The sequence below is a fragment of the Agromyces cavernae genome, from assembly GCF_021044935.1.
In the GTDB taxonomy this organism is placed as follows: Bacteria; Actinomycetota; Actinomycetes; order Actinomycetales; family Microbacteriaceae; genus Agromyces; species Agromyces cavernae.
Genome location: NZ_JAJNMP010000004.1, coordinates 337,518 through 362,814, shown reverse-complemented (window position 1 = coordinate 362,814; position 25,297 = coordinate 337,518). Strand labels below are relative to the sequence as shown.

The following is a 25,297-nucleotide window of genomic DNA, read 5'->3' as shown; positions in this document are numbered from 1 at the left end:
TCAGACGAACGCGGCCCTGCCGGTGATCTTCCGCCCGACGATGAGGGTATTCATCTCGCGGGTGCCCTCGTAGGAATACAGCGCTTCTGCGTCGGCGAAGAAGCGGGCGACGTCGTAGTCGAGCACGATGCCGTTGCCGCCGCACACCTCTCGCGCCCACGACACCGTCTCGCGCATGCGGGCGGTGGCATATGCCTTCGCGAGGGCCGAGTGCTCGTCACGCTGTTCGCCGCGATCGAGCATCTCGCTGACCCGAACGACCATACCGAGCGACGCCGTGATGTTGCCGAGGCTCTTGACCAGCAGGTCCTGGATCAGCTGATGCGAGCCGATCGTCGTGCCGAATTGCACGCGGTCGCCGGCATACGCGACTGCCGCCTCGTAGGCGCCGATTGCCGTGCCGACCGCAGCCCAGGCGACCTCGGCACGGGTGAGGCGGAGCACGCTCGCGGTGTCCCGGAACGAGTCGGCGTTCTGCAGGCGCAACGCCTCGGGCACCACGACGTTCTCGAGGGTGATGTCGGCATTCTGCACGATGCGCAGACTCGTCTTGCGCTCGATCTTCGTCGCGGTATACCCGGGGGTCGAGGTCGGCACGATGAAGCCCTTGACCTGGCTGTCGTCGACGTCCTTCGCCCAGATGATCGTGATGTCCGAGAAGGTGGCGTTGCCGATCCAGCGCTTCGAGCCGTTGAGCACCCAGTTGTCGCCATCGCGCTTCGCGGTGGTGCGCAGCCCCTGCGACGAGTCCGAACCCGAGAGGGGCTCGGTCAAGCCGAACGCGCCGATGGTCTCGCCGCTCGCGAGCCGCGGGATCCACTCGTCGCGCTGCTCCTTCGAACCGCAGACGCTGATCGAGCCGGTGGCGAGACCGTTCTGCACGCCGACGAAGGTCGCGACCGAGGCGTCGACCCGTGCGAGTTCGAGTTGCACGAACCCGCGGAACACTGCGGAGTTCTCGAACGGCTTCGTCTCGTCCCAGGCGTACGACAGTGCGCCGAGGTCCGCGAGCGGCTTCACGATCTGCATCGGGAACTCCGCCCGATCCCAGTACTCGGTGACGACCGGCTTGACCTCGGACTCGAGCCACGCCCGCAGATTCGCGAGCGCCTCCTTCTCGGGGTCCGCGAGAAGAGACCCGTAGGCATAGAAATCGCTGGCGAGGGGCTCGTAGGACATGACTGCTCCAATAGATCGTCGGATGCCCCGAGCCTAGGTTCGGCACCGGCGGGCGGTGAAGCCGTTGGTACGTTGGATCCAAGTCGACGAGAGGACCATTCCCGATGTTTGTGGCGATCGACAACGCCCCGAGAGACTACGCGTGGGGGTCACGCGACGCCATCGCCGAGTACCGGGGCGTCGCCCCGTCGGGTGGGCCCGAAGCCGAACTCTGGCTCGGGGCGCACGCGGGGTCGCCAGCAAAGATTATCGACGCGACATCCGTCGGTCATCCAGATCTCGCGACGTGGATCGTGGCCGATCCGACTACAGCACTCGGCACTCGACTCGCGGATGAGCGGCGCCTGCCGTTCCTCCTGAAGGTTCTGGCGGCGGCCGAACCGCTCTCGTTGCAGGCCCACCCCACCCCGCAGCAGGCGCGCGCCGGCTTCGAGCGCGAAGAGGCCGAGGGTGTGCCGATCGGGGCATACGATCGCAACTACAAGGACCCGTTCCACAAGCCCGAACTCATCGTGGCGGTGAGCGAGACCTTCGACGCGCTGTCGGGGTTCCGCCCATTCGATGAGGTGCGGGGGATCCAGGCGGTGCTCCGCGCCGCAGATGCGGCGAGCACGACACCCGAACCCGGAGCGCTCGACCTGCTCGACGCGCATCTCGCGGGCGACGACCCGCTCCGCACGACCGTCGAGTGGCTGCTGCGCGACGGGCGAGGCGAAGACACCGGCGAGGCGGCGTGGGTCACCGAACGGATCGTGACGCTCGCCGCGACCGAGACGGCACGCGACTCCGAGTTCGCGCTCTCGTTCGAGACAGTCGGCCGGCTCTCGGAGTTCTACCCCGGCGACACAGGTATCGTCATCTCGCTGCTCCTCAATCGGGTGCGCCTGAACCGCGGCGAGGCGCTCTATCTCGCCGCCGGAAACATCCACGCGTACCTCGAGGGACTCGGCATCGAGCTCATGGCCGCGAGCGACAACGTGCTCCGCGGCGGACTCACGCCCAAGCACGTCGACGTCGGCGAGCTCCTCGAGGTGCTCGACTTCACCCCGATCGACCCGCCGTACTTGGCGGCGAGCACCGTTGCCCCGGGCGTATCCGCCTACCGCCCCGATGTGCCCGACTTCGCGCTGCATCGGGTGGAGCCCGCTGCCGCCTCGAAGCACGAGGCTCAGATGTCGATCTCGGCGCCGGCCATCGTCCTCGTCGAGCAGGGCTCGATCAGTATCCGCAGTGGAAAGGGAGCCGCGAGCCTCGAGCAAGGTGACGCCGTGTACATCACTCCCGACGAGTCTGAACTCGTGTTCGGAGGAACCGGGGTCGCTTGGCTGGCGACGATGAACGCGCGCGGCTGAACGCCCATTGAAGTGAGGGCGCCGGCGGTTCCAGGTTCCCCGTCCCTCTCGCGGTGTTCAGCCAGCGCCGGATGGGCCGACAGGGTGGTGCAGGATCGCATCTCGATACGCCTTGCCGACCAGCGCATAACCGTGCGTGGTCGGATGTATGCCGTCGTATGACGTGCCTGGCGCGAAGAACCCGCCATCGCGAGCGAACCCCCATGGGTCGACGTAGTCCCAGCCCTTCTTCGCCACGTATTGCTTGAGCTTCCAGTTGAATCGCGCAGCCTCGTCGGGGTTGCTGTCGAGCGGCGGAATCGCGCCGATGACGACACGCCCCGGTCGAACGACGTCGACGATCGCATCATAGTTCGGTGCAACCGAAGCGAAGTCCGTGTGGTTTCGCACGTCGTTGGTTCCGCCCATCAGGACCAAGACGTCGACGTCGACGATCGGGCGCACATTCTCGGCCATCGTCTCAACGGTCGATCCACCCATCGCCCACCCGCCCGCGTATTCGATGCCATCGCCCTTGGCGTACGTCATCCAGGTCCTGCTGTCGAGGCCCTCGGAGAGCAGTCGCGCGCCGCCCCCTGCCGTCAAGGAGTCCCCGACGATCGCGACCCGAACGGGCAACGAGGGCTGGCGGGTGGGCGGGGCGACCGACGGTGCCTCGCTCGGGGCGGTCGTGCCTTCGGAGGCCGCGGCCGATGGGGTCCGCGGTGCCCACCACGCTGCCGACGGGGAGGTCGCGCTGCAACCGAACATGAGAAGAAGTACTGCGAGGCTCACGCCTCCCGTGAGGAGGCGGGCCGGGAGTCTCATGAGCTTGAGTATCCCATGGCACGGAAAGGTCTCTCGGTGGTCCGGCCCGTGCTTAGGGGCCCGCCTGGTTGTGCATTCCCTGTGTATTCTGCAGAGTGCCCGACGGCTCGAACACGTCGCGCCCGAGCGGACGGGCGCCCGGGCCGGAGGTCACGTGGGCGCGGCTCGAACACGCACGAGATCAATCGCTCTGGTGCTCGCCGGCATTCTGATGCCGCTTTCCATACTCGGTACAGGGCCGACAGCGACGGCGGCTGCCTCAGCGGTCCCCGTAATCACGATGAACGTCAGTGCGACCGGGGTGGCATACGGAAAACCGCTCACCGTCACGGGCAAGGCCGTTCTCTCGGGTGCGCCGATGAAGGCGGCGACGGTCTCCGTCGTCGGACGCAGTGCTGCGACGAACACTTGGGAATTGCTCGGCCGTATCGTCACGGCGTCGGACGGAAGCTACACCTTTTCCTTCGTTCCCCGGTCCGGATACCGGCTGAAGACAGAGATGCCGGCTACGGCCGATCGCGGCTACGCGCAGAGCCCCAGTGCCGTCATCTCGGTGCAGCCGCAGCTCTACGGCGTCACGCCTGTCGGTGCGTCCCTCGCTGTTGCCGGACGGGCGAAGACCGTGTCCGGGTTTGTGCATGCCGAGCTCGGCGGTCGTCGTGTCAAACTCGCGCGTGCGGATGGGTCGACGTGGACCGACATCGTGGAAACACGCTTCGACGCGAAGGGGCGTTTTGATCTGACCTTCACCCCGGCCAGATCGGGCACGTTCGTGTACCGGGTGATCATTCCTTCTGTCGGCGGACTGGTCATGAAGCTTGGAGCCGTGCTGTCGACCGAGGTGAAGGGATCTGTCGCTGAGCTCGCGAGCACGAATCCCGCCTGCTTCGGCGCCAGCACGCTTCTCAGCCCCGGGTGCTCGAACCCAGCACTCGCCGGTTTACTGTTGCCGACGACCGAGGCCGCTGCGCTTCGATTCGATACAGGAGGCAGCTACAGTTCGGACTGCTGGCAGAGCGACAAGTTCGCCCCGGTACCCGTCTGCCGGTTCGGTTCGACCAGCGCCACGGCTCGCCGCATCGCGCTCGTCGGCGATTCGCACGCCGCTGGCCTGCTCGTCGGCCTGAAGGGTCAACTCGCGGCCCGCGATTGGCGCCTCGACACTTACCTCGGAGTGTCGTGCCGGTGGAAGGACACCAACCCCGAGTGTCTTCCGCGCACGCAGGCGATCAGCGCCGCTCTCTTGGAGCAGCGTTACGACGTGGTCCTCGTTACGGGTCTGCGTCAGCCCGCGAGCTCGACCGCGGCGAGCGCCGCGGCGGTCTCGGACGAGTACTCGGCGGTGTGGAGGCCGGTGCTCGGCACGGGGACCAGGATCGTGGCAATCGCCGACAACGGATATCTCCCCGCCACGGATACGCTGGCGTGCGTCACGAACGACGGAGGCAGGAATGCCGCCTCGTGCGTGCAGAAGCTGTCGACGCTCACCGCAGGAATCGATCCTCTGATCAAGGCCGTGGCCGACAATCCAGGAACGACCCTCGTCGATCCAACGAAGTACTACTGCACACTTGGACCTGACGGGGCGTGCCCGCTCGTACTCGGCCACGTCGTCGTCTATCGCGATCGTCATCACCTGTCGGGCACCTTCGCTCTCACTCTCGGCCCCTATCTCGCGGCCGACATCGCAGAAAAGATCAGCCAATGATGCGCCGTTCCTCCCGATCCATCGCCCTCGCCCTCCTCGTGGCCGTGTTGGCCCTGCTGTCGGTTCCACTGAGCTCTGCAACGGCCGCTACCCGATCGGTCACGGTCACAGCCACGGTTGCGTCGCCGATGATCGCGTATGGCAAGAGCGTGACCGTAACTGGACGTGTCCTCACGGGCTCGACACCCGTCGCGGGAGCGCGCGTCAAGATCACCACTTCGAGCGCGACTGGATGGCAGCTGGTTTCGTCGGCGATGTCCACCGAATCCGGCTCATACTCCGCCGCATTCACTCCGTTGGCAGGCGTGACGCTTCGGGCGGAGATCGCATCGACTGCAACCTTGTCGGCCGCAGCCAGCGCGCCGCTCGGAATCGCGGTGCAGCCCCAGATCTACGGCACGAGGGTGGGCGGTGACGGGTCGGCCTCGGTCGGGCAAACTCGAACATTCAGTGGTGCAGTTCACGCAGGGTTGGCAGGCCGCCGCATCAAGGTCGAGCGATTCGAGCCGACCGGGTGGGTTCAGGCGGCGCATTCCTACATCCTGAAGAACGGAACTTTCGCCGTCCCCGTCGTGACGACGCGATTCGGGAATCAGGCGTTCCGGGTCGTGATGCCGTCCGGAGGTGGCCTCGTCGTCAAGGCTGTGGGACCGTTCGATGTCGGTTCGTACGGGGGTGCAGTCGCGCGGCTGGGAGACTCCCGCGCGTGCTTCGGTGCCGCCGCGTTGCCCGGACCGTGCAGCAACCCCGCATTGGGCACTTCGATCACGCCGTCGATCGTCGGAGGAGCTTACGCCTCTGACACGCAGGGCGCCTTCAGTTGCTACACCGCCGACCCAGCCGCGACCGTGCCGGTCTGCTCGGCGGGCTCGACGAGGGGGGACGCCCTGCGAGTAGCGGTGACGGGCGATTCGCACGCGGCGATGCTCCTCTCCGGTCTTCGCCCGCTGCTGACCGAGCTCAACTGGCGTCTCGACTCCTACGTAGGACGGGGATGCGTGCTGAGCGCGGTCGTCGAGGGGTCGCCGTGCGAGCATCGGCTCGCTGATCTCAACAAACGCCTGGCGGCGGGCGCGTACGACGTGCTCTTCGTGACGGCGGTCCGAGCTGCGAATGTTGATGCTCCCGCTGCCGACCCCAAGATCGCTGGATACGCGGCGGCGTGGAAGCCGCTCGTGGCAGCCGGCACGACGATCGTCGCCCTCGCGGATAATCCGACGTTTCCGCAGTCGACTTTGGACTGTGTCGACTCGGCCAAGGGCGACTATGCCCTCGCAGCCGCATGCAGCATTCCGCGCGACCAGGGATTCGTCCTGAGCGACCCGCTGCCCGCCACTGTCGCCGCGGTGCCAGGCTCAGTGCTGCTCGACGAGAGCGCACTTCAGTGCACGCCAAACCTCTGCAGGCCGGTCATCGGCAATGTGATGGCATACCGAGACACGCACCATCTCTCAGCGACCTACGTGAAGACACTCGCGCCCTACCTCGTGCGGGACGCCGCGCCGCACCTCTGACGCGCGGCCCGGATTGGCCATGCATGACGGCGTGCAGTCGACGACCGCTGTGTGCGGCGAGGGCTGCTGAGTTTCGAAGCTACGATGGTCTGTCGTGCGCAACATCCATCGAGTTCTCGTCTTCCCTGCTTGGCAGGACAATCCCTACTTGAACATGATGAGCCTTGCGCCGCGTGCTTCGGGCTATGAGTTCAAGGGCGTGACGACATTCGACTCATTGTCGAATGCATCACGTCTGCTTGGTGCAAGCGATGTTCTCCATGTGCACTGGACGGATCCGATCGTGCAGCGGGCGGCGTCGGTATCCGAAGCGAACGACCGTCTGTCTCGGTTCGTCGAGCTTCTCGACGGGCTGCGTGATCGAGGCGGACGGCTCATCTGGACCGTCCACAATCGATTCCCACATGAGGTGCTATATCGCGACGTGGAGGTGGCCCTATACCGGCTCCTCGCCGAGCGAGCCGATGCGATCCACATCATGTCGCCCGATACGCCGGCAATGCTTGCGGATACGTGCGATCTGCCCGCTGACAGGACTGTTCGGATACCTCACCCGAGCTATCTCGGTGTGTACGGTGTGCCGCCGTCGCGGGCCGATGCGCGGCGGGAGCTCGGCCTGGACGAAGACGTGCCCACTGCTCTGTTCTTCGGGCAGATGCGGCCATACAAGGGTCTGCAGACGCTTATCGACGCGGTTCGTCGGATCGCGGACTCAGGTCGGGCCGCTCCAGCACTTCTTCTCGCCGGATCTGCCACGGCCGAGGCGAAGGAAGAGATCAGTGCCGCAGTCGGATCCGATTTGAAGATGGTCACGCATTTCGGATTCGTTCCCGACTCGGATCTCGGCAAGTGGTTCGCGGCCGCAGATATCGCCGTGTTCCCATATCGCGCGATCCTCAACTCGGGCAGCCTGCACCTTGCCGCCGCCTTCAGAACGCCGGTGATCCTGCCCGGCGAGCCGCACCTCGTGCGGCAGTACGACGACGAGCACTGGGTGCAGTTCTTCGATCCCTCGAACTCCGTGGATTCGATGGTGCGCCTGCTGTCGGAGCCGCCTCGATCGATCGACGCATCCCAGTTCGATGCGTTCAATGAGCGCAACTCCCCGTGGAAGATCACGCGAGCGTATGCCGGATTGCTGGACCGACTTTCGTCAGCGACGGTGCTGGAGCACTAATCCGCGCGCCGTTGGAACCTGCTCAGTAGGTTGTTGCGTGCACGCCGAGCTCCGCGGATCGTCCAATGGTGTCGGCGTTCGATCCAGAGTGCGCCATCGCCTGTACGTCCGACGTCGAGGCTCCCGAATCGGTCGTACTCGGCAGAGACCTGTGTCGAGGTCGGAAGTTCCACCTGCAGTGATCCGCCGCTCTCCAACGGGGACTCCGCGACAAGGTAGGCACGGGACCCAGGCCGAAGTCCGGTCGCGGTGATTTCGGCGGACCATGCGAACCGCTCACCCGTCGTGTCCGACGCCGGCCTGATCGAGATAGGACGAGCCTGGAGCGATCGACTGGCCGCGCGAAGGCGGAGCCGGAGACCTGGAACTGCACTCGACCCGAACACGGTGACGTGGCCCCGGTGAAGTGCGACTGCCTCGAGTCGATGCCCGGCGTTCCTGGACGATTCGATCCTGTCGCGCAGACGCTCGTCAGAGGCCCCCAACGCCTGCGAAAGCTCGGGAACCCGATCCAACGGCTGCCACGAATCGGCCATGGCGACCTGAGCCGCGATCCGAATGACGGGCATGAGATCGGAGATCTCCACGTCGGGACTTCTCACGGCGTGAGCGAGCGCGGGAATCGACGCGCGAACCACGGCGTGGGACTCGGGAATGTCGCCGAGTGCAGCGAACACCTCACGCCACATGTCCACGGACGTGGCATCTTGGACCTGGCCCGCCGTGGTCGCGCGCACGAAGGCCGAAGCGGCCCGAACACTACCTGCGGAAGCCATGTTAAAGACTGCACGCCGAACTGGATTCAGTCGTCCGAAGCGGAACTCGGGAAGCAGTTTGCGGATTTCGGACAGCAGCTCCGCGATGCGCGCATCGAGTTCCGGATCGCTGTCGCCGGTCGCCAGGAACTCGTTGAGGTGCTTCCAGCCATCGGCCTCGAAGAACAGGCCTGCGAACATCGAAAGGAGTCCGTGATCTCCATCGGTCGAGACGAGTGAAGCGCACGTGAGCTCCTGTTCGAGATAGCTCACGAGCGCTACAGCGCTCCGTGCCTTCGCGGTCATCGAGCTGGCGCCGGGCCGAGCCCGGTAGAGGTAGACCACGTCGTCGATGACGTCGATCGAGCGGGCAGCCAGGTAGGTCGTCATCATCGGAACGATGTCATTCGAGCGGGCGACCTCGGGAAAACTCGCACCGGTGGAGTCCCAGAAGTCGCGGCGGAACACCTTGTTCCAGCAGGCCCGGCCCCGGATCAGGGATGGGTGATCCCGCAGCGAGACCGCGACCCGTTGCTCTTGGTATGCGTTCCACCGCTCGGTGGGTCGCCACGTCTTCATGGTCGAGAACTTGAGGTAGTCGCCGAACACGATGTCGGATCCGCTCGATTCGAGCGAGTCGACCATCGCCTTGTAGGCGCCTGGCGGAACGAGATCGTCACCGTCACAGAAGGCGAGGTATCGACCCCGGGCGTGCCGAACTCCGAGGTTGCGCGCGTTGGCACCGCCGAAGTCGATGGCATCGATCAGCCTGATCCGCGCGTCGAAATCCGCCCACGCTTCGACGACCTCCCGCGTGCCATCGCTCGAGTGGTCATCGACGACGATGATCTCGAGCCCATCAAGGTGCTGGTCGGAGATCGTCGCGAGCGTCTCGCCGACCCAGTCGCGAACGTTGTGCGTTGGTACGACAACACTGAGCATCGGCTCTTGCTCGGCGGCAAGGTCTCGACTTGAAGGCGTGTTCCGTGTGGAAATGTCGGTGTGCGGCATCTATCGGGTTTCTCGGAGGGGGTATCGTGCAGGAGGACATGGCGACCTGACTACGGACGCGATCCTAACCCGCAGATCATCGAGAGTCGTCATTCCTCGCGGTCGAGATGTCGCAGCACTCGAGCAGGTACGCCGCCTACGAGGACATCGTCAGGAACATCCGCCGTAACCACCGAGCCCGCGGCGACGACAGCACCGGCGCCGATCGTGACACCGCCGACGACGACCGCGCCTGCCCCGATCCACGTACCATCGCCCACGGATATCGGGTCGTTTCGTCCCGCTCCAGCGCGCTTGTGGTGGCCGCCGATTTCATGTGTGTCGGTGATAAGTCGAACGAAGGGCCCGATGTTGACGCGATCTCCGATCGTGGTCTGTGGGCGCACATACACGTCGCGATTGATGAACACTTCGTTCCCGATCGTGACCGGCCCGAGCAACTCGCCCCCGCGATAGATCGTCGTGCGATCTCCGATCCGGATCTCACCGTGCATACGAACACCTGGGTCGATCCGACATCCCTCGCCGATCTGCTCACTCACCGTCGCATTCTCCCAGCGCGCGGACACATACGCCGACTTCTCTTCTGGAAATGGCAGCACTCACCCGCTCGATTGTACGGACATCACGACGCCGACCCCGTGCGGTACCGTGAAGCGGATCGAGCGGGGAGACGGCGGCGATGGGCATTGGCAGGCGGCTGCTCGACGGCGTGCGCGCCGTTGCCTCTGCGGGGCTCGCGCCCGTTCGCCGGCGCCGCGGACGCCGCGCCGCTGCCGCGGTACCCGATGCCTCGCGCCGCGGCGGCTGGGTCGACATCGTCGTGCCCGTGCACGACGTCGAGCGGTTGATCGACGCGACCATCCGTTCGGTGCTGTCACAGGACCATTGGCGGCTGAACCTGATCGTGCTCAACGACGCGTCGATCGATGGCACCGCCGAGCGGGTCGTCCGGTGGGCCGCCCGTGACTCACGGGTGCGGCTCGTGCGTGTCGAGCACCGCGACCCGAATGCGACCCGAAACGCGGGCGTCGCGCTCGCCGAAGGCGAATTCCTCACGTTCCTGGACGGCGACGATGTGCTGCGCCCCGGCGCGCTGCGCGATCTGGTCGGCAGTCTCGATACGTCGGGCGCCGACTTCGCGGTCGCCTCGTACGACCGGCTCGAGCGGGGGCGCCGCACGCCGCCCGCGTTCTGGATCGACGAGGCGCATGCCGTCGACCGGCCTTCGATGTCGGTCGAGCAGTTCCCCGCGATCCTCGTGAACGCGGTGCAGTGGACCAAGCTCTATCGGCGATCGTTCTGGGATGCCGCGGGCCTGTCGTTCCCCGAGGGCGGGCACTTCCAGGATCAGCTCGTGAGCGCAAGCGCCTTCGCGCGCGCGGGATCCTTCGACGTCTTGTCACGTAAGACCGTCGACTGGCGCATCCGTGCCGACGGCAGTTCGATGACGCAGCAGGGCGTGCGTTCGGGTCAGGTGCGCGACCGGTTCGCCACCGCCCTCGGCGCGCTCGACGTGCTCGCCGACGAGTCGACCGAGGCCGTGCACCGGGCGCGTATCACGCAGTTCCTGTCGAACGATGCCGCGATCGCCGCGGCCGAGCTGCCCGGCATGGGCGACGAGGCCTTCGCCGCGCTGCGCGACGGCCTCGCCGGCCTCGCTGCGCTCGCCGACGAGGAGATCTGGGCCGAGGTGCCCGCCGAGTCGAAGGTGCTCTACGAGTTCGTGCTGCGCGACGACCGGGAGCGCGCCCTCGAATACCTGCGTCGCGGCGGCCTCGACCTGCTGCGACATCCGCTCACCGAGATCGACGGCGTGCGATACGTGCAGTTGCCGTTCTGGGACGACGGCGAGGCGGATGTCCCGCGGTCGAGGTTCCGTGCCGCTCCACGCGAGTTGCGGGCGTTCGCCGATCAGGCCGTGGCGCGCACCCCGAACAGGCGCCGGTAGGCCGTGGGCGTGGTCTGCAGCACCTTCACGAAGTGGTGCCGCATGACGGCGGCGGCGCCGAACCCGGTCTCGCGGGCGATCTCTTCGAGCGTGTAGTCGGTCTCCTCGAGCAACTGCTGGGCGCGCAGCAGCCGCTGGCGGTTGAGCCACGCGTTCGGTGTGGTGCCCGTCTCGGCGCGGAAGCGGCGGGCGAACGTGCGCGGCGACATGAGGGCCTTGCGGGCGAGCAGGTCGACCGTGAGGTCTTCGTCGAGGTGTTCGAGCATCCACTCGGTGACCTTGGCGAACGAGTCGCTGCGGCACTCGGCCACGGGGCTCTGGATGAACTGCGACTGCCCGCCGTCGCGCTGCGGCGGCACGACCATGCGGCGGGCGATGATGTTGGCGGCGCTCGCTCCGAGCTCGGTGCGCACGATGTGCAGGGCGGCGTCGATGCCTGCAGCGGTGCCCGCGCCCGTGACGACCTTGTCGTCCTGCACGAACAGCACGTCGGGGTCGACCATGGTGTTCGGGAACATCTCGGCGAGCTGGTCGGTGTACATCCAGTGCGTGGTCGACTGCCGGCCGTCGAGCACGCCGGCGTGACCGAGGGTGAACGCGCCCGAGCACACCGAGAGCACCCACGCGCCGCGGTCGACGGCGTCACGGATCACGTCGAGCACGCGCTCGTCGGCGGGCGAGTCGATGAGCGACGCCGGCACGGCGACGAGGTCGGCGGAGTAGGCCGCGTCGAGCCCCTCGGTGACGACGACGTCGAAGCCGAGCTTCGTCGTGACAGGCCCGGGGTCGGCGGTGACGACGTGGAAATCGAACGTCGGGCCGCCCTGTTCGCTGCGGTCGATGCCGAACACCTCGCAGATGACGCCGAACTCGAAGGGCGCCATTTGGGGGAGGGCGATACAGGCGATGGTGTGGAGCACGGGTGCCTCCGATTGGCAGGAATAGTACGTTCGATGTCCACTCTGCCACTACCGGCAGGATCTGGCAAGACGTAGATTTACTGCCATGACCACCATTATCTTCCTCGTCCTTGCGGGCCTCGCGATCTGGGGTGTGCTCGCCACCGTCCTTCGCCTCGACGACGACGGCTACGGTCGCCCCGAGATCCGCGATCGCACGCGGCACATCGAGAACCTCCCCACGCGTCACGCCTGACGCGGCGCCGGGCGGCGGATCGGGACATCCGCGCGCCCTGCACCGCTGCCCACCCATGCGCCCTCCCGGTACGATCGGGAGGGCGCCGGACGTTCCGCCGCCGGAAAGGGCGGAACATGAGCTGGCTGGTCACCGGGGGAGCGGGCTACATCGGCTCGCACGTCGTGCGCGCATTCCAGGCGAAGGGCATCGACACCGTGGTCGTCGACGACCTCTCGTCGGGCAGGCGGTCGTTCCTCACCGAACAGACGCCGTTCGTGCAGGGCTCCATCCTCGACGGCCGGCTGCTCGAGGATGCCTTCGAGAAGTTCCACGTGCAGGGCGTCGTGCACCTCGCCGGCTTCAAGTACGCGGGCGTCTCGGTCAAACGTCCGCTGCACACCTACCAGCAGAACGTCGCGGGCACCTCGATGCTGCTCGGCGCCATGGAGGCGAAGGGCGTCGACCGCATCGTGTTCTCGTCGAGCGCCGCCGTGTACGGCACCCCCGACGTCGACCTCGTCACCGAGACGACCCTGAAGCATCCCGAATCGCCCTACGGGGAGTCGAAGCTCATCGGCGAATGGCTGCTCGCCGACCAGGCCCGCGCCACCGGCCTCCGGCACACGAGCCTGCGCTACTTCAACGTCGTCGGATCGGGAACGCCCGAGGTGTTCGACCCGAGCCCCCACAACCTCTTCCCGCTCGTGTTCGAGGCGCTCATCGACGGACGCACGCCGCGCATCAACGGCGACGACTACCCGACGCCCGACGGCACGTGCGTGCGCGACTACATCCACGTCGCCGACCTCGCCGAGGCGCACGTCGTGGCGGCGCAGCGCCTCGACTCGGGGGCACCCATCGAGCCCGTATACAACCTCGGCTCGGGCGACGGCGTCTCGGTCGGCGAGATCATGCGTGCCGTGTCCGAGGTCACGGGCATCGCGTTCGACCCCGAGATCGCACCGCGTCGCGAGGGCGATCCTGCGCGCATCGTCGCCTCCGGCGAACTGGCGGCACGCGACCTCGACTGGCGCATGCGGTACTCGCTCGCCGAGATGGTCGCGAGCGCCTGGGAGGCACGCCGTTCGGCCACGGTTGATAACGTCTGATCAACACCCCGGCGTGTCGCTGCGCCGTTGAAGCCTCGACGGGCGCTTGAGGGTTTACGATCTGCGACTTGACTCGCACGAATTACAACGGTGTAATTGGTCGTGACACACCCTTCGGGGTGTTGGTACAACTGGGTGGGAGACGATATGGGAAATCCTGAATATCGTTCTGGAGTACCTGACGATTGGTTCATCGATCCGGTCAGGCTGGGAGTTCCCGGCGTGCGGCCGGCGGTCGATGATGACAATCCGTTGGCGTGGCAGAGCGACGCACTGTGCGCGCAGACCGATCCCGAGGCGTTCTTCCCTGAAAAGGGCGGTTCGACTCGAGACGCGAAGAAGATCTGCACCGGTTGCGAGGTGCGTTCCGAGTGCTTGGAGTATGCACTCTCGAACGACGAGCGCTTCGGCATCTGGGGCGGGCTCTCCGAGCGCGAGCGTCGCAAGCTTCGCAAGCGCGCGGTCTGACCCTCACCGTGGGTTGAGGAGCGACGAAGGCGGTGGGTCGAGGAGGCGCGCCAGCGCCGTCTCGAGACCAGCGTCTCGAAACCCCGTGTCCGCGGGCCGGGGTTTCGAGACGTCGCTTCGCTCCTCCTCAACCCGCTCGAGGTTGGTGTCGCGGTTTCGAGACGTCGCTTCGCTTCGCGTCTGATCCGCTCGACGTTCATCTCACGTTTCGTGGCGCGCCCGGTCGAGTGACGGATGCCGCGGGGCGGGCCGCATAGGCTGACCCCGATGTTCCCCAGAGTCACCGCCATACTCGTCGTGCACCGGGGCGGCGACCACCTTCGACGCACGCTCGCCGCGCTCGACTCGCAGACGCGCCGTCCCGACGCACTCGTCGCGGTGCTGACCGACGCCGACGCCGACGCCCGCGAGCAGATCGCGGCCGCGTCACCCACCCACGTCGTCGAGCTCTCGCAGCACCTCTCATTCGGCGAGGCGATCCGCGCCGCCGACCGCGTGCTCGACGACCCCGCGTCCGACGCCGATGCGCTGTGGCTGCTCGCCGAAGACACCGCACCGGCCCCCGACGCGCTCGCCGCGCTGGTCGCGACGTTCGAGACGGCGAAGTCCGTCGCGATCGCCGGGCCGAAGCTGCGCACGTGGGACGAGCCCGACCGCATCGCGAGCTTCGGTCGCACGATGACCCGAACGGGGCGAAGCGTCGCCCTCGTGGACGACGAACTCGACCAGGGCCAGCACGACGGCCTGAGTGATGTGCTCGGCCTCGACCCGGCGGCGATCCTCGTGCGCCACGGCCTCTGGCGCGAGCTCGGCGGATTCGACCCGGCCCTGCCGACCGTCGACGACGCCCTCGACCTGTCGGTTCGCGCCCGCCTCGCGGGCAACCGCGTGGCGGTCGTGCCCGAGGCGCACGTCGAGTTCGCAGCCGGCGGCGTCGCCGGCCCGGTCGCCGGGCCACGCGCGCGGGTCGTCCATCGACGCGATCGAGCCGCCCGTGCCGCGCAGCTGCATCGCCGCCTCGTGTACGCGCCCGTCGTCACCGTGCCGCTGCACTGGCTCACCTTCCTGCCGCTCGCACTGCTGCGGTCGGTGCGACTGCTCCTCGTGAAGGCGCCCGGTGCGATCCCCGGCGAGTGGGCCGCCGCGTTCACCACGATGTTCTCGGGCGCTCGCGTGCCGCGTTCCCGCCGACAGTTGAAGCGTTCGCGCGCGGTGGGCTGGTCGGCCATCGCGCCGCTGCGCATGCAGCCGGACGAAGCACGCCGACGGCGTCAGCAGGCCGCCGAGGCGCGTCGTGCGAGGGCTCGCGGTCGCACCGAGGAACTGCAGTTCCTCGGCACAGGCGGCGGGTGGGTGCTCCTCGTCTCGGCAGCGGCATCCGTGGCGCTCTTCTCGTGGCTCATCGGTGCCACGGGCGTCGGCGGCGGGGGACTGCTCCCACTATCCGACGGACTGGCCGTGCTCTGGCGAAACGCGGCGTACGGGTGGCGCGACATCGGCACGGGATTCGTCGGGGCCGCCGACCCCTTCGCGGGGGCGCTCGCCGTGCTCGGCTCGATCACGTTCTGGGCGCCGTCGTTCGCGCTCGTGCTCGCCTGGCTGCTCGCCCTGCCGGCAGCGGCGATGGGTGCGTGGTTCGCGGCGTCTCGCCTCACCGAGCGCGGCTCGGTGCGCGCCGTCGCCGCACTCGTGTGGGCGTTCGCGCCGCCGTTCCTCATCGCGCTCGGCGACGGACGCCCGGGCGCGGTGATCGCGCACGTACTGCTCGGATGGCTCGCGTTCGCCGCGTTCGGGGCAGCGACCTCATGGGCGGCCGCAGCGACGGCCTCGCTGCTCTTCGCTGCGACCATCGCCGCGGCGCCGAGCCTCGCGCCGGCGCTCATCGTCGCATGGGCGGTCGCCCTGGCCGTCAGCGGACGGGCCTGGGTACGCCTCGTGCTGCTGCCGATCCCCGCCCTGGCCCTCGCGCTGCCGCTCATCATCGAGCAGGTCGGCCGAGGCAACCCGCTCGCGCTGCTGGCCGATCCGGGTCTTCCGGTCGACAGCGCGGTGCCGACGACCTGGCAGCTCGCACTCGGCTTCGCCGACGGGTCGTGGGGCGGCTGGGACGACTTCTTCGCAGGGGTGTCGGATGTCGACTACCGACTCGCCCTGAGCGCCCTCATCCTGCCGCTCGTGCTCGTGGCGCTCGCCGCCGTCGTCGCGCCGCGCATCAGGTCGGCCGCGCTCGCGCTCGGCGTGGCACTGCTCGGCTTCGCGACCGCGGTCGGCGCCTCGCACCTCGCCGTCGCGGCCGTCGGCCCGGCCGACATCGCCCTCTGGACCGGTGCGGGCCTGAGCCTCGCGTGGCTCGGCCTCGTGCTCGCCGCCGTCGTGGCGCTCGATGCTTTGCGACGTGGGCGCGCGCTGCTCGGGTTCGTCGCGTTGGCCGGGGTGCTGGCCGCCGTACTGCCGACCGCGATCGGCATCGCAACCGATCGGGTCGCGGTCGCCCCGGCCGCCGAACGCACCCTGCCCGCGTTCGTCGGCGCCGAAGCGCAGAACGATTCTCGGGTGACGACCATGCGTCTCACCCCCGACGCCGACGGCAGCCTGCGGGCCACGCTCGAACGAGGTCGGGGCGCCACGCTCGACGAGCAGTCGACCCTCGCCGACACCGCCGAGACGCTGTCGGCCGACGAGGAGCAGCTCGCAGAGATCGCCGGCAACCTCGCGTCGCGCAGCGGCTTCGATCCCGATGCCGCGATCCGCGAGTTCGGCGTCTCGTTCGTCCTGCTCGACGCGCCGCCGGTCGACGCCGAGCGTGCGGCGGTCGCGACCGCCGAGCGGGCACGCAGCGCGCTCGACGGCAACGCTGCGCTCCTGGCGGTCGGCGAGACCGACTTCGGCGTGCTCTGGCGCTTCGTCGATGCCCAAGCGGATGCCCCGGCCGCGCAGATCCCCGAAGGCGCAGGCGGATGGCAGGCGGTGCTGATCACGGTCATCCAGATCGTCGTGCTGGGCGCGGCCCTGCTGCTGTCCATCCCGACCGGTGCCGGCCGCGAGCGCGATCGCCGGTCGACGGTTCGTCGTTCGACGCTGGCGGCAGGGGGGCCCGCGGCTGGGCCCGAAGGCGGGGCTGAGGCCGAGCCCGTGGCTGAATCCGAGGCTCAGCCGGAACCCGAGCCCGAAAGCGAACCGAAGGTCGAGCCCGAGCCCGAGCCCGAGGTCGAGGCCGAACCGGAGGCCGAGCCCGAGCCCGAGGCCGAGCCGGAGCCGGAGGCTGTGCCCGACTCGGCGCCTGAGCGCGAGGGAGACCACGATGGCCGATAAGCTCACCCTCGCCCGCACCGCCGTGCGCATCGGAGCCCGCGGGCTCGCCGTGCTCGCCGCAGCCGGAATCGCCGTCGGCGCCGTCGCCGCAGCGGCCCTCGTGCCCTGGCCCGAGCACCGTACCGAGGCGCCGTCGGTCGTCGTGCAGCCGGCCGAGACCGGCCAACTTCGCGTCTGCCCGGGCCCGCTGCTCTCGATCGGCGACGACCCGGCCGCGGCCACGACCGCGAGCTCCGTCGGATCCGCCGACGTGACTTCGGGTGCCGTGCCGACCGACGCGGACGTCACCGAGACGCCGCTCGCCGCGCCCGACAACTCCCGAGCCGACGCCGATGGGCCGCCGCTCGCGCTCACGACCGAACCCGGCGCCGTCGACGCCGGCATGCTGGCAGGAGCGCAGTCGCAGACCGTCACGCGTGAGGGCCTCTCCGGTTTCGCCGCGGCGTCGTGCACCGAGGCCGTCGCCGAGTCCTGGCTCGTCGGCGGGGCGACCGATGTCGGGCGCACGACCCTCGTGCTGCTGGCGAACCCCACCGCGGTCGCCGCGACGGTCGACCTGCGCGTGATCGGGGAGACCGGCCGCGTCGACGCGCCGTCGGCGCTCGGCATCATCGTGCCGCCGAGCAGCCAGCGGGTGCTCTCGCTCGCGGGCCTCGCCCCGAACCTGGTGTCGCCGGTGGTGCACGTGACGAGCACCGGCGGCGCGATCGCCGCGAGCCTCGAGCACTCCGTCGTCGAGGGGCTGACACCCGCGGGCGTCGAACTCGTCGGACCGACGGCGCTGCCCGCCCCGACGCAGGTGATCCCGGGGTTCGTCGTGCCCAGCCACGGCGGCGTCGCCCCGGCCGACGACCACGCCGAGGGCGATGGCTTCCCCGCGGTGCGCCTGCTCGCGACCGGCCAGGAGCCGGTGCAGGTCTCGGTCGGTGTCGTGCCGGATACCGGCGGCAGCGGGTCGACCGTCGATGTCACCCTCGAACCCGGACTCGTCACCGACGTTCCGCTCGGCGAACTCGACGCGGGGGAGTACACGATCCGGCTCGACGGCGACGGCCCGTTCGTCGCGGCCGCCCGTGCCACGACGGGCGTCCCCGAAGCGCAGACCGACCCCGACGGGGCCGACCCCGAGGCATCCGTCGACCTCGCGTGGACCACCGCGACCATGCCGCTCATCGACACCGCGATCGTCGCGGTGCCGCGCGGACCCTCGCCTGTGCTGCACCTCGCGAATCCGGGCGGTGACGAGATCGAGGTGCGCTATGCCGTCGACGGAGAAGAGCGCTCGATCACGATCCAGGGCGGTGATGCGGCATCCGTCGACGTCGACGCGCAGTCGGTCGTCGAGCTCTCGGGCGTCGCGGGCGTGCACGCGACCGTCACGTTCTCGGGCGACCAGGCGCTCGCATCATTCGCGGTGCAGCCGCCGGGGCCGCTGGACACGCCGATCCGGGTGTATCCGCGCTGACGCCGCGCGTCAGAGGTGCCGGTAGCGGCCGGGGGCGAGCTCCCACGGGTCGCGGCCGAGGAAGTCGGCGATGGCACGGAACACGCAACTCTCGATGAGCAGCTTCTCGTCGCGCTCCTCACCCTCTTGAAGGCGCAGGAAGCGCACGATCGGCAGCCGGAAGAACACGATGCGACGCTCGTCGTGGTAGACCTTCCACCGATCGACGTGGTCGTCGTGGATCGCCTCGGCCGGACCCTGCGCCACCTCGAACACGACCCCTTCGAGCTCGGGCCAGAGACCGCGCAGGTACGCCGCGGTGGTGCCCACCGTGAGCTCGAACTCGTCGAGCCGGTTGTGCAGCATCGGCAAGTGCGGGCCGGTCACCGCCGAGCGCATGCCGCGACCGTGCCGGTCACGGGCGAGCCGCCTCGGGGAGCGCGGTACGGCGACACGGCGGGATCGAGGCATACCCTCAATCGTACTGAGTCGTTTCCAGCGATCGGCCGCCCTCGTCGCTACTCTTGATCTGCCATGAGACGTTGTTCGCGAACCGCATGCGCCGCCGAGGCGGTCGCGACGCTCACGTTCGACTACGGCGACTCGATGGCCGTGCTCGGCCCACTCGCCCTCGTGCGCGAGCCGCACGGCTACGACCTGTGCGCACGCCACGCCGAACGCACGTCGGCGCCGGTGGGCTGGCAGGTCGTGCGGCACGTGTCGCTCGGTGAGGTAGGTTTCAAGGCATGAACCCGGCTGCACCATCCGATGTTCGCGCGCGCCTCGACGCCGTCGTGAAAGCCTATGACGTACGCGGAATCGTGGGCGAAGGCCTGACCGAGCAGATCGTCGAGGCACTCGCTGCGGGGTTCGTCGACGAGGTCGGCGCTGCCGGCGGCACGGTCGTCGTGGGGCACGACATGCGCGACTCGTCGCCCGGGTTCGCCGCCGCGTTCGCCCGGGGAGCCGCCGCGCGCGGTGCCGACGTCGTCTCGATCGGGCTCTGCTCGACCGATGAGAGCTACTTCGCGTCGGGTTCGATGCAGGCCCCGGCGGCGATGTTCACCGCGAGCCACAACCCTGCCGCCTACAACGGAATCAAGTTCTCGCGCGCGGGCGCCCAGGGCATCTCGCTCGACACGGGGCTCGCAGCGATCCGCGATCGCGCCGCCGACTACCTCGAGCAGGGCATTCCCGCCCACACGCAGCCGGGCGCCGTGACCTCGGCCGACGTGCTCGCCGACTACGCGTCCTACCTTCGCTCGCTCGTCGACCTGAGCGCCATTCGACCACTGAAGATCGTCGTCGACGCCGGCAACGGCATGGGCGGGCTCACCGTCCCCGCGGTGCTCGGCGAGGCTGCGGGCCTGCCCGCCCTGCCGCTCGAGATCGTGCCCCTCTACTTCGAGCTCGACGGCACGTTCCCCAACCACGAGGCAAACCCGCTCGAGCCGGCAAACCTCGTCGACCTGCAGCGCGCCGTCGTCGAGCGCGGCGCCGACCTCGGCCTCGCCTTCGACGGCGACGCCGATCGCTGCTTCGTCGTCGACGAGCAGGGCGGCGCCGTCAACCCGTCGACGGTGGCCGCCATCGTCGCACTGCGCGAGATCGCCCGCGTCGGGGCCGCCGGCGAGACCGACGTCAACGTGATCCACAACCTCATCACCTCGCGATTCGTGCCCGAGACCATCGAGCGCGCTGGCGCGACCCCCGTGCGCACGCGGGTCGGGCACTCGCTCATCAAAGACCAGATGAAGGCCACCGGCGCCGTCTTCGGCGGCGAGCACTCGGCGCACTACTACTTCCGCGACTTCTGGGGCGCCGACAACGGCATGCTCGCGGCGATGCACGTGCTCGCCGAGTTCGGTGCGCAGCAGGCGCCGCTCTCAGAGCTCGCCGCACGATTCACGCCCTACTCGCTCTCGGGCGAGATCAACTCGGTCGTCGACGACGTGCCCGCCGCATACACGCGCATCGTCGAGGCGTTCACGGGCCGCGGCGAGTTCGACGAGCTCGACGGGCTCACGGTCGACGGCATCACCGCCGAGAGCGAGCCGTTCTGGTGGTTCAACGTGCGGCCCTCGAACACCGAGCCGCTGCTGCGCCTCAACGTCGAGGGTGCCGACGAGCCCACGATGGCCGCGATCCGCGACGAGGTGCTCGCGCTCATCCGCTCCGCTCCCTGAGCCCTGTCGACCGAAACCGGTCGACTCGAGCGCTCCGACGTCCCGTCTGCCGCATCCCGGCTCGACCTGACCGGGGTTCCCCGAGCGACTCGCACGTGCCCCCCGAAAGGGGGGAAGGTTTCTTGCCGAATGTGTGGGTAGTCTCGACATCCGAACACGGTCCGGCTGTGCGACAGCGTCGCCGCGCACACGGTTCCCCGACCCGAACCCTACAGCCGGAGACCACGTGCGTCCTCGATCGATCCTGTCTGCCCTCGGTGGAGCTTCGCGCCTCGCCCTCATCGCCGCGCTCGCATCCGGTCTCGCGCTGAGCGGTGCGTCCCCTGCGCTCGCCGAATCAGTGCCGCCGTCTGCTGCGCCGACCGTCGAACCGACAGAGCCCCCGAGCGTGCCGGCGGAGGAGCCGGTCGACCAACCAGCTGACGAACCCCTCCAGACCGAGCCCGCAGAGACCGAGCCCGCCGAGCCTGAGCCCGCCGTGAACGCATCGATCGATGGCACGGTGACCGTCGCCGACGGTGCGCCCGCGGTCGGCGTGAACGTGAACGCCTATCGGCACAACGGCGACTACTTCGAGTACTCAGCCGGTGCGATGACGACCGACACCGGTGAGTACACGATCGAATCACTCGAGCCCGGCACGTACACGCTCGAGTTCGCGCCGTCGTCCGACGAGTCGATCGTCGCCGAGTGGTGGGACGACCGGCCGACGCAATCGTCTGCGGATTCGTTCGAGGTCGGTGAAGGCGGCACGTTCTCGGGCATGGACGCGACCCTCGCGCTCGCCGGCGTCATCGAGGGCGGTGTCTCCGGGGTCGATGGCGTACCGCTGCCGTACGCCAGCGTCACGGCATACGAGTACGTCGATGGATCCGCCGAGTACCGGGGCAACGCCTGGACCGGTGAGGACGGGGCGTTCAGGATCAGTGGCCTGCCGGAAGGCACGTACACGTTGCACTTCAGCCCGCCGTGGGAATCCGCCTATTCGGGCGAGTGGTGGAACGACAAGTCCGACCAGTACTCGGCCGACACCTTCACGGTGATCGCCGGCGAAACCGTCTCGGGCATGCTCGCCGAACTGTCGGTCGGCGGCGGGATCAGTGGTGCCGTGACCGGCGCGGACGATCTGCCGCTCGCCGGGGTCACGGTCAGCGCGATGGGGTCGGGCACCTGGGGTTCGGATGTCTCCGACGCCGACGGACGCTACGAGATCCTGGGTCTCCCCGCCGACAGCTACACCGTCTCATTCCAGCCCGACGAGTTCGAACCCGGGCCAGCGTCCGGGTACCTCCGCGAATACTGGGACGACGTGCCGAATCAATTCGACGCCGTGCCCGTCGTCGTGGGCGCCGGCGAAACCGTGAGCGGCATCGATGCCGAGCTCGCTCGGGCGGGATCGATCTCCGGCGTCGTCGCCGCCGACGGCCAGCCGATCGCCGGCGTCGAGGTCTCGGTCAGCGGGCCCGGGTGGGGGTGGGCGACCACCGACATCGACGGACGGTACGAGGTGCTCGGTCTGCCTCGAGGCTCGTACGACGTCTGGTTCACGATGCCGGCCGGTACCCCGTACTTCGGCGGCCCCGCGACCGTCCAAGTGTCCGACGGCGAGACCGCCTCACTCGACTACACCCCGCAGCGAGCCGCGAGCGTGAGTGGGCTCATCTCGGTCGCCGGGTCCGACGAGGGCGTCCCCGGCGCGACCGTGACCTTGCACTCGTTCGGCGGCGCGACCGCCGGCACCGCGACCACCGATGGTGAGGGTCGCTACACGATCGCGCCGGTCGATGCCGGGCGCTACCTGCTCGAGGTGTCGGGCCCGGGCATCAGCACCACCTGGTCGGGCGGCTCGCCCGTTCGAGCGGGCGCCGAGGTGTTCTCGGTCGCGGCGTCGAGCGAGACGGTGCGAGATGTCGCGGCCCCAGCCGGTTCCTCGGGTGGGATCTCCGGCATCGTCTCGGTCATGACGAGGGAGGGCGCAGTGGCCGCGCCGGACGCTGTGGTCGAGCTCTACACCGAGCGCGGGCTGCTGCGCAGCACGGTCGCCGACGCCGACGGCGGCTTCCGATTCGATCGGCTCGATGCCGGGAAGTACGCGGTCCGTTTCGCGGAGTCCGCGTGGTCGACGAACTCGTGGTGGTGGGACGGCTCGGTGCGCGACACGGCGAGGTACTTCGACGTCGGCTCGACCGAAACGGTCACGCGCGACTTCACGCTGCCGGGTCTCGGCTGGATCGGAGCAACGATCCAGGTCGACGACACGTTCACCGGCGACATCCGCCTCGAGGCGGTCGATCCCGTCACGGGTGAGGTACTCGCGGCCGGCACTACACACGATGGGAGCGAGTACACCCTGTTCGATGTGCCTGCAGGCGATGTCAAGGTGCGCTTCGTCGGAGCGATCCGCGACACGTGGTGGGGCGGGGCCGCGGACTTCGCCGACGCCCCGACGCTGACCGTGCCGATCGGCGGCGAGGCACGAGCCGACGCGACCCTTTCGCTCGACACCGTGCTCAGTGGGATCGTGACCGGGCCCGACGGTGAGCCGCTCCCCGGGGCGTCGGTGCTGAGCCGACCCGACGATGCCGCGGGGAACGACTTTTACACCATCACCGACGAGTTCGGCCGATATCGGATCACGGGCCTGGAGCCGGGTCGCTACTCGCTGACCTCCGACGCCCCCGCGGCGAGCACGCACGGACCGGTGGTCGTCGAGATCGCCGCAGGAGTCGCCGGAGTGACCCGCGACATCCGGCTCGAGCACGACGTGCGACTCACCGGCACGCTCACCTACCTCGGCCAGCCTGTCGAGGGCTGTGTGGGCGTCGACGGGCCGATCCGCGACACCATCTGCACCGATGCGAACGGGACGTACGAGCTCCCGCTGCGCCCGGGCACGTACCGCGTCTCGTTCCGGACCACGGTCGACCTCGGAGCAGCCGCCCGCGTTCAGCAGGTGACGGTCGCTCCCGGACAATCGGGCCCACTCGAGCTCGATGCGGATCTCGAGACCGGCGGCGTGATCGAGGGCAGGATCACTGCCGACCTCGGAGCTGGACCCGAGGCGATCGGAGGGGTCTGGGTCACCGCCGCCGAAGGCTCCCGGTTCGGCGGTTCGGCGGAGTCGGGCGCAGACGGCCGCTATCGCATCTGGGGCCTGCAGAAGGATGTCCCGTACACCGTCCGGTTCGGCAACCCGTGGAACGACCTCGGCATGGAATGGTGGAACGACGCATCGTCGCCCGGAACGGCGACCCCGGTCGTTCCCGGTACCGAATCGATCACCGGCATCGATGCCGAGCTCACGCGCGGCGGCACGCTCAGCGGACGGGTCGTCGACGCCGAAGGGCTCGGAGCCTCCTTCGCCACCGTCGAGGTCTCCTCGCTCGACGGCGCCTACCTCGATGAGGTGCGGGCCGACATCCAGGGGAGCTACGCGATCACCGGGCTGGCAGCAGGCGACTACAAAGTGAGGTTCGAGCCCTCGACCGAGCGTATGCCGGGCTACCTGCCCGAGTGGTGGCGCGACGCAGGCTCGGCCGCTTCCGCGGCCGTCGTGACCGTCGCCGCAGGCGAGGAGACGTCGCACGTCGACGCTGCGCTGAACAGGGAGGGAACGGTGACGGTCGAGCAGGCCGCCCCGCAGCTGTCGGGCACGGCCCGCGTGGGCGAGACGCTGACGGCGATCGCGTCGTCGACGACCGATGGCGCAGCGATCGGCTACGAATGGCTCGCCGATGACGAGGTGATCACCGGCGCTGTCGGTGCCGAGTTGGTGCTCACCGCAGACCAACTGGGCAAGCGGATCTCGATTCGCGTGACCGCGTCCGCCGTCGGATACCTTCCGTCGACGCTGACGTCTCCCCAATCGGAGATGGTCGAGGCTGCGACGTCCGATCCGAGCCTGCCGCAGATCTTGGGCGTTCCACTCGTCGGCGCCAAGCTCACCGTCGACTCCGGAGAGAAGCCGCGGGGAACGGCCTTCGCCTACCAATGGCTCGCCGATGGCGTTCCGATCACCGGTGCGACGAGGAGGACGCTTCGACTCACCGAGGTGCAGGCCGGCGCCCGGATTCAGGTGCAGGTCACGACGCTCCGGCGAGGGGTCGAAGTGGAGCTTCGCACTTCCGTCCCGACGCTCCCGGTGCTCCTCATCGCAGCGCCGACGGCCGCAGGGTGACGACCCTGCG

19 protein-coding genes are annotated in these 25,297 nt (G+C 68.7%); 13 read left to right on the top strand and 6 right to left on the bottom strand.

Going from position 1 to position 25,297, the window contains the following annotated elements; translation table 11 throughout:
* Positions 1–1,179, bottom strand: coding sequence for an acyl-CoA dehydrogenase family protein (locus LQ757_RS17300; RefSeq protein WP_231048513.1), 1,179 nt, complete (start codon positions 1,177–1,179; stop codon positions 1–3).
* 104 nt (positions 1,180–1,283) lie between these two features.
* Between LQ757_RS17300 and manA the strand changes: the two genes are divergently transcribed.
* Complete coding sequence (gene manA, locus LQ757_RS17295; protein WP_231048512.1) at positions 1,284–2,531, top strand: mannose-6-phosphate isomerase, class I; 1,248 nt, start codon at positions 1,284–1,286, stop codon at positions 2,529–2,531.
* Between the two features lie 57 nt (positions 2,532–2,588).
* Here the strand turns inward: manA and LQ757_RS17290 are convergent, their stop codons facing one another.
* Positions 2,589–3,281, bottom strand: coding sequence for an SGNH/GDSL hydrolase family protein (locus tag LQ757_RS17290; RefSeq protein ID WP_231048712.1), 693 nt, complete (start codon positions 3,279–3,281; stop codon positions 2,589–2,591).
* Positions 3,282–3,531: 250 nt separating this feature from the next.
* Between LQ757_RS17290 and LQ757_RS19485 the strand changes: the two genes are divergently transcribed.
* The 3 genes from LQ757_RS19485 to LQ757_RS19480 all read left to right on the top strand — a co-directional run bounded on the left by LQ757_RS19485 (position 3,532) and on the right by LQ757_RS19480 (position 7,737).
* Entirely contained in the window at positions 3,532–5,046 is a 1,515-nt protein-coding gene (locus LQ757_RS19485; protein WP_231048511.1) for an SGNH hydrolase domain-containing protein, read from the top strand.
* Positions 5,043–6,560 (top strand): SGNH hydrolase domain-containing protein, encoded by a 1,518-nt coding sequence (locus tag LQ757_RS17280; RefSeq protein WP_231048510.1) that lies wholly within the window; start codon positions 5,043–5,045, stop codon positions 6,558–6,560. Before LQ757_RS19485 ends, LQ757_RS17280 begins: the two co-directional genes overlap by 4 nt.
* Positions 6,561–6,654: 94 nt before the next feature.
* Complete coding sequence (locus LQ757_RS19480) at positions 6,655–7,737, top strand: glycosyltransferase (RefSeq protein ID WP_231048509.1); 1,083 nt, start codon at positions 6,655–6,657, stop codon at positions 7,735–7,737.
* Here LQ757_RS19480 and LQ757_RS17270 read toward each other — a convergent pair.
* Both LQ757_RS17270 and LQ757_RS17265 read right to left on the bottom strand, forming a co-directional pair.
* Complete coding sequence (locus tag LQ757_RS17270) at positions 7,734–9,434, bottom strand: glycosyltransferase family 2 protein (protein WP_231048508.1); 1,701 nt, start codon at positions 9,432–9,434, stop codon at positions 7,734–7,736. The two genes, LQ757_RS19480 and LQ757_RS17270, sit on opposite strands and share 4 nt — an antisense overlap.
* 158 nt (positions 9,435–9,592) lie before the next feature.
* Entirely contained in the window at positions 9,593–10,045 is a 453-nt protein-coding gene (locus LQ757_RS17265) for an acyltransferase (RefSeq protein ID WP_231048507.1), read from the bottom strand.
* A 140-nt stretch (positions 10,046–10,185) separates the two neighbouring features.
* Here LQ757_RS17265 and LQ757_RS17260 point away from each other — a divergent pair, with 140 nt between their 5' ends.
* Positions 10,186–11,454, top strand: a complete 1,269-nt coding sequence (locus LQ757_RS17260; protein WP_231048506.1) for a glycosyltransferase family 2 protein — start codon at positions 10,186–10,188, stop codon at positions 11,452–11,454.
* Here the strand turns inward: LQ757_RS17260 and LQ757_RS17255 are convergent.
* Positions 11,418–12,338, bottom strand: a complete 921-nt coding sequence (locus LQ757_RS17255; protein WP_231048505.1) for a GlxA family transcriptional regulator — start codon at positions 12,336–12,338, stop codon at positions 11,418–11,420. The two genes, LQ757_RS17260 and LQ757_RS17255, sit on opposite strands and share 37 nt — an antisense overlap.
* Positions 12,339–12,459: 121 nt before the next feature.
* On the opposite strand from LQ757_RS17255, the gene LQ757_RS17250 reads away from it, so the two are divergent.
* The 5 genes from LQ757_RS17250 (at position 12,460) to LQ757_RS17230 (ending at position 18,945) form a co-directional block, all read left to right on the top strand.
* A complete protein-coding gene (locus tag LQ757_RS17250; RefSeq protein WP_231048504.1) occupies positions 12,460–12,609 on the top strand; it encodes a hypothetical protein in 150 nt (49 codons plus the stop codon).
* A 116-nt stretch (positions 12,610–12,725) separates the two neighbouring features.
* The gene (gene galE / locus LQ757_RS17245) at positions 12,726–13,700 is read left to right on the top strand and encodes a UDP-glucose 4-epimerase GalE (protein ID WP_231048503.1); all 975 of its coding nucleotides are present in this window, start codon (positions 12,726–12,728) and stop codon (positions 13,698–13,700) included.
* A gap of 147 nt (positions 13,701–13,847) precedes the next feature.
* Positions 13,848–14,168: a WhiB family transcriptional regulator gene (locus LQ757_RS17240; protein ID WP_231048711.1), complete on the top strand. Its 321-nt coding sequence runs from the start codon at positions 13,848–13,850 to the stop codon at positions 14,166–14,168.
* A gap of 267 nt (positions 14,169–14,435) precedes the next feature.
* Complete coding sequence (locus LQ757_RS17235; protein ID WP_231048502.1) at positions 14,436–17,480, top strand: glycosyltransferase family 2 protein; 3,045 nt, start codon at positions 14,436–14,438, stop codon at positions 17,478–17,480.
* Positions 17,470–18,945 carry a DUF5719 family protein gene (locus LQ757_RS17230; RefSeq protein WP_231048501.1) on the top strand — a complete coding sequence of 492 codons (1,476 nt, stop codon included), beginning with the start codon at positions 17,470–17,472 and terminating at the stop codon, positions 18,943–18,945. Before LQ757_RS17235 ends, LQ757_RS17230 begins: the two co-directional genes overlap by 11 nt.
* A 9-nt stretch (positions 18,946–18,954) precedes the next feature.
* Here LQ757_RS17230 and LQ757_RS17225 read toward each other — a convergent pair whose 3' ends face one another.
* The gene (locus LQ757_RS17225) at positions 18,955–19,395 is read right to left on the bottom strand and encodes a hypothetical protein (RefSeq protein ID WP_231048500.1); all 441 of its coding nucleotides are present in this window, start codon (positions 19,393–19,395) and stop codon (positions 18,955–18,957) included.
* Positions 19,396–19,458: 63 nt separating this feature from the next.
* Between LQ757_RS17225 and LQ757_RS17220 the strand changes: the two genes are divergently transcribed.
* The 3 genes from LQ757_RS17220 (at position 19,459) to LQ757_RS17210 (ending at position 25,287) form a co-directional block, all read left to right on the top strand.
* The gene (locus LQ757_RS17220) at positions 19,459–19,674 is read left to right on the top strand and encodes a DUF3499 family protein (protein WP_231048499.1); all 216 of its coding nucleotides are present in this window, start codon (positions 19,459–19,461) and stop codon (positions 19,672–19,674) included.
* Positions 19,671–21,110 (top strand): phosphomannomutase/phosphoglucomutase, encoded by a 1,440-nt coding sequence (locus LQ757_RS17215; RefSeq protein WP_231048498.1) that lies wholly within the window; start codon positions 19,671–19,673, stop codon positions 21,108–21,110. Before LQ757_RS17220 ends, LQ757_RS17215 begins: the two co-directional genes overlap by 4 nt.
* A 226-nt stretch (positions 21,111–21,336) precedes the next feature.
* Positions 21,337–25,287 carry a carboxypeptidase regulatory-like domain-containing protein gene (locus LQ757_RS17210; RefSeq protein WP_231048497.1) on the top strand — a complete coding sequence of 1,317 codons (3,951 nt, stop codon included), beginning with the start codon at positions 21,337–21,339 and terminating at the stop codon, positions 25,285–25,287.
* Positions 25,288–25,297 lie beyond the last annotated feature (10 nt).

What these genes read in the sequence shown, in the direction of transcription:
- LQ757_RS17300 (WP_231048513.1), bottom strand. Translation starts at nt 1,179, where the DNA reads ATGTCCTACGAGCCCCTCGCCAGCGATTTCTATGCCTACGGGTCTCTT.
- manA (WP_231048512.1), top strand. Translation starts at nt 1,284, where the DNA reads ATGTTTGTGGCGATCGACAACGCCCCGAGAGACTACGCGTGGGGGTCA.
- LQ757_RS17290 (WP_231048712.1), bottom strand. Translation starts at nt 3,281, where the DNA reads ATGTTCGGTTGCAGCGCGACCTCCCCGTCGGCAGCGTGGTGGGCACCG.
- LQ757_RS17280 (WP_231048510.1), top strand. Translation starts at nt 5,043, where the DNA reads ATGATGCGCCGTTCCTCCCGATCCATCGCCCTCGCCCTCCTCGTGGCC.
- LQ757_RS17270 (WP_231048508.1), bottom strand. Translation starts at nt 9,434, where the DNA reads ATGCTCAGTGTTGTCGTACCAACGCACAACGTTCGCGACTGGGTCGGC.
- LQ757_RS17260 (WP_231048506.1), top strand. Translation starts at nt 10,186, where the DNA reads ATGGGCATTGGCAGGCGGCTGCTCGACGGCGTGCGCGCCGTTGCCTCT.
- LQ757_RS17255 (WP_231048505.1), bottom strand. Translation starts at nt 12,338, where the DNA reads ATGGCGCCCTTCGAGTTCGGCGTCATCTGCGAGGTGTTCGGCATCGAC.
- LQ757_RS17250 (WP_231048504.1), top strand. Translation starts at nt 12,460, where the DNA reads ATGACCACCATTATCTTCCTCGTCCTTGCGGGCCTCGCGATCTGGGGT.
- galE (WP_231048503.1), top strand. Translation starts at nt 12,726, where the DNA reads ATGAGCTGGCTGGTCACCGGGGGAGCGGGCTACATCGGCTCGCACGTC.
- LQ757_RS17240 (WP_231048711.1), top strand. Translation starts at nt 13,848, where the DNA reads ATGGGAAATCCTGAATATCGTTCTGGAGTACCTGACGATTGGTTCATC.
- LQ757_RS17235 (WP_231048502.1), top strand. Translation starts at nt 14,436, where the DNA reads ATGTTCCCCAGAGTCACCGCCATACTCGTCGTGCACCGGGGCGGCGAC.
- LQ757_RS17230 (WP_231048501.1), top strand. Translation starts at nt 17,470, where the DNA reads ATGGCCGATAAGCTCACCCTCGCCCGCACCGCCGTGCGCATCGGAGCC.
- LQ757_RS17225 (WP_231048500.1), bottom strand. Translation starts at nt 19,395, where the DNA reads ATGCCTCGATCCCGCCGTGTCGCCGTACCGCGCTCCCCGAGGCGGCTC.
- LQ757_RS17220 (WP_231048499.1), top strand. Translation starts at nt 19,459, where the DNA reads ATGAGACGTTGTTCGCGAACCGCATGCGCCGCCGAGGCGGTCGCGACG.
- LQ757_RS17215 (WP_231048498.1), top strand. Translation starts at nt 19,671, where the DNA reads ATGAACCCGGCTGCACCATCCGATGTTCGCGCGCGCCTCGACGCCGTC.